Raw genomic sequence first — 3,508 nt, 5'->3', positions numbered from 1 at the left:
GTCTACCGGCTGGGCCTGCACAACCATCACGAGGGCGAGGACGAGCTGCTGTGGCCGCCGCTGCTGTCCCGGGTGGACCTGGAGGCCGACATCGTGCTGCGCATGCAGGCCCAGCACCAGCGCATCGCGGCCACCCTGAGCAGGCTGGACACCGCGCTCCCCGCCTGGGAGGCCACCGCGGGCGCCGACGAACGCGACACCCTGGTGGCCGCCCTCTCCGAGCACCGCGCGGTCCTGCTGGAACACCTCGACGACGAGGAGGCCACCCTCCTCCCGCTCGCGGCCAAGCACATCACCGAGCAGGAGTGGGCCTGCCTGGGCGACCACCTGGTGCACAACACCCCCAAGCCCATCCTGTTCACGCTCTTCGGCGCCGTCCTGGAAGACGCGAACCCGGCCGAGCGCGCCACCGTCCTCAGCGGCCTACCCGCCCCGGTCCGCGTCATCTGGCATGTGATTGGCCGCCCCCGCTACGCCCGCCACATCCGCCGTGTCCGCGGCTGAACCCTGCCCCCCGACCCAGTCTGAACGTCAACAAGGAGAAGAACCATGTCGCTGAAGAACATCAACACCGTCCTGGCCACCGCCGTTGCCCTGCTCGTCATCTCCCTCGGGGCGTCCTACATCCTGACCCCCGAGACGTTGGCTCCAGGCTTCGGCCTGCCGAACTGGCCCGCTGGCGACGGCGGCGGCTTCCTCATCGCGAAGGGCAGCCGCGAAATCGCGATGGGCCTGGTCCTCGGCATCCTGCTGGTGACGGGCCACCGCCGCGCCCTTGGCTGGGCCCTGCTGATGGAGGCCGTCGCCCCGCTCGGCGACATGACCACCGTCCTGGCCCACCACGGCTCCACGGCCACCGCGTTCGGCGTCCACGGCCTGACCTCGGCACTGATGGTGGCCGCCGGCCTGCTGATCCTCCGTGAGACCAGCAAGGTCCAGGAGGCCGCCGCCCCGCCGCCCGCCGCGCAGCCCGCCTGACGTCTGCACGCCCCGAAGGGGGTGGCCCAGCCACCACGTGGCCCGGCCACGGCGTGGTCCTTGTCCGGGCCGGTCAAGGCGCCGTCCTTCCCGTAGCGCGGCCCGGTATTCCTTCGCATTTTCTGACAACTCGACATGGGAGACGACGATGACAATGAACGACTTGCGCGGTGTCCTCAAGGGGCGTGTGCTCCTGGCCGATGACGACGGTTTTGACCAGGCGGCCACCGCGTGGAATCTGACCGTCAGGCAGCCGGTGGCGGCCGTGGTGGAGGCCGCGGATGCCGATGACGTGGCGGCGCTGGTGCGTTACGCGCGGCGGGCGGGTTTGACGGTGACCGCGCAGCCGAGCGGGCATGGCGCCTCGGGTGAGGTGGACGGCCTGATCCTGTTGCGTACCGGAGCGCTGAACGAGGTGGAGGTGCGCGCGCAGGAGCGCGTGGTCCGGGTGGGCGCGGGCGTGAAGTGGGGGCAGGTGCTGGCGGCGGCCGGTCCGCTGGGTCTGACTGGCCTGTCCGGCAGCGCGCCGGGGGTCAGCGTGACCGGCTACACCCTGGGCGGCGGGGTCGGCTGGTTCAGCCGCAAGTACGGCTTCGCCTCCGACAGCGTGCGGGCTATCGACATCGTGGACGCCGACGGCGAGCCGAGCCGGGTGAGCGCCGAGTCCGATCCCGAGCTGTTCTGGGCGCTGCGCGGCGGCGGCGGGGACTTCGCGGTGGTGACCGCCCTCGAACTCGAGCTGTATCCCGCGCCAGTCCTGTACGGCGGGCGCGTGATCTGGCCGGAGCACCGGACCAGGCAGGTGTACGACGCGTTCCTGGAGATCACCGCCGAGGCGCCGCGTGAACTCAGTGTCTGGATCAACCGGCTCCAGCCACCCGGCGCGCCGCCGATGGTGACGCTGGATCTGGCCTATCTGGGTGAGGCGGCTCAGGGGGAGGACCTGCTGGCGCGCATCGACAAGATCGAGGGCGCGATCTCCGACAGCCGTGGCGTCGTCCCGGTTGCCGACCTGGGGGGCATCGCCGCCGAGCCCACCGATCCGGCCCCCTCCATCGCTCGTGCGGAGCTGCTCACCGGCCTGGACGCGGACGCGGTGGAGCTCCTGCTGGCCAAGCCGGTCGAACCGCTCATCAACGTGCAGATCAGGCACCTGGGCGGGGCGCTCGCCGAGCCGGGCGGCGGGGCCGGTGCGAGCGGCGCGGTGGCCGAGCCGTACCTGCTCGGCCTGGTGGGTCTCGGCCTGCCGCACACGGCCGACGCGACGCGCGCCAAGCAGGCCGAGGTCGTGGCCGACCTGAAGGCCTGCATCAGCGGCCGCAAGCCGTACACCCTGCTGTCGCCCGGTGACACGGCGGCGCAGTCCTTCTCCGGCAGCGCGCTCGCGCGGCTGCGGGAGATCAAGCGGGCCCGTGACCCGCACAACGTGTTCCGCGCGAACTACCCGGTACACGGATAGATCGCTTCCCAGCAGGTCACGGCCCCTCCGCCCACCGGGCGGCGGGGCCGCACCACACCCACGTGACAAATGCCGCCGCGAGCACCGTGAAGGGGCACACCCACACAGGAAGGACTCACACAATGAGAGGTATCCGGCGCACCGTGGCGATCAGCAGATCCGCCAGCGCACCGGTGACCTCCCGCTCCGCCAACCCTTCACCCGCAGCAAGATCGAAAATGACGACAGAAAGCGTTCAAAGAATCACGCCATCAAGCAATCCAAGTCACACCTTGACCCACTGAAACGGGGTGTTGCCAGCCCACGCCCAGCCCATCGGATAGTGCGGCTCGGTCTCCGGACCGCCGAGCTTGCCGAGGCCGGCCAGGACCTCCTCGACAGTCGGCATGATGCCGCCGAGATTCTTGGATGTAGAGGGCGTCGGCCATACCGTGCAGGTCGCGGCGCGCACTTCGGTGGCCGAGGCGACGTGCACGGTTTGGGCTGCTCTCAGCCCGTGTGCACAGCCGATATCGCCGGACTATCTGGGATCTGTCAACACCGAGTTCCTGTGGGGCCCGTCGATGCCCGACGTGTTCACCAGGATCGGTGACGCCATGAGCACCGCGGTGAGCGATGGGCAAACCTTTGTCCAGCGCTAGACAAGGCCCAGGCCGACATCGTCGCCGGCATCACCGCGCAGGGCATTCAGGCCCGTTAGTCTGCTGGAGCGTTCTAACCCGCCAGCTCCCCGCCCGCCGCCCTGGACCAAGGGCCCGGCGACCGGCCGCCCTGCTGCCCAGCTGCGTCAACCCGGTCGGCGTCTACCTCGTCCGGGTCGCGGTGGCGGCCATTCCCGAGGAGCACATCGAGGCTGCGCATCGATGGCGTCGGCGCGGGCTTCCACACTCTCAAGCTGGCCAAGAAGAGCGGAACCTACATGCTCACCGACGCCTTCGCCTCCTACCTCTGACGCTCGTGGGGTCTCGGCAGCACGCAGTGCGGGGCCGGACCCCCCCCCCCCCCCCACCGCCCGGCCGGCGTGTCGACGGCCGTCGGGGTCGTAAGGGGCGGGGAGCGGGTCGTAGCCAG

General features: G+C 70.5%; 4 protein-coding genes. 3 read left to right on the top strand and 1 reads right to left on the bottom strand.

The features are described from left to right. The 3 genes from ACFXJ8_RS43865 to ACFXJ8_RS43855 all read left to right on the top strand — a co-directional run. A partial coding sequence (locus ACFXJ8_RS43865; RefSeq protein ID WP_379651497.1) for a hemerythrin domain-containing protein occupies nucleotides 1–504 on the top strand: 504 nt, incomplete at its 5' end. Nucleotides 505–549: 45 nt separating this feature from the next. Then, a complete protein-coding gene (locus tag ACFXJ8_RS43860; RefSeq protein ID WP_379651495.1) occupies nucleotides 550–978 on the top strand; it encodes a DUF4267 domain-containing protein in 429 nt (142 codons plus the stop codon). A gap of 148 nt (nucleotides 979–1,126) precedes the next feature. Beyond that, the gene (locus tag ACFXJ8_RS43855; protein WP_379651493.1) at nucleotides 1,127–2,437 is read left to right on the top strand and encodes an FAD-binding protein; all 1,311 of its coding nucleotides are present in this window, start codon (nucleotides 1,127–1,129) and stop codon (nucleotides 2,435–2,437) included. A 265-nt stretch (nucleotides 2,438–2,702) separates the two neighbouring features. Here the strand turns inward: ACFXJ8_RS43855 and ACFXJ8_RS43850 are convergent, their stop codons facing one another. Beyond that, on the bottom strand, nucleotides 2,703–2,912 hold the full coding sequence (locus tag ACFXJ8_RS43850) for a hypothetical protein (protein ID WP_379651492.1): 210 nt from the start codon (nucleotides 2,910–2,912) through the stop codon (nucleotides 2,703–2,705). Nucleotides 2,913–3,508: the final 596 nt, after the last annotated feature.

The sequence above is a fragment of the Nonomuraea sp. NPDC059194 genome, assembly GCF_042754765.1.
Taxonomy (GTDB): Bacteria; Actinomycetota; Actinomycetes; order Streptosporangiales; family Streptosporangiaceae; genus Nonomuraea.
This window is presented reverse-complemented; position numbering and strand designations above follow the sequence as displayed.

Excerpts from the sequence above, each read along its gene's own strand:
- ACFXJ8_RS43860 (WP_379651495.1), top strand. The coding sequence starts at position 550 with ATGTCGCTGAAGAACATCAACACCGTCCTGGCCACCGCCGTTGCCCTG.
- ACFXJ8_RS43855 (WP_379651493.1), top strand. The coding sequence starts at position 1,127 with ATGACAATGAACGACTTGCGCGGTGTCCTCAAGGGGCGTGTGCTCCTG.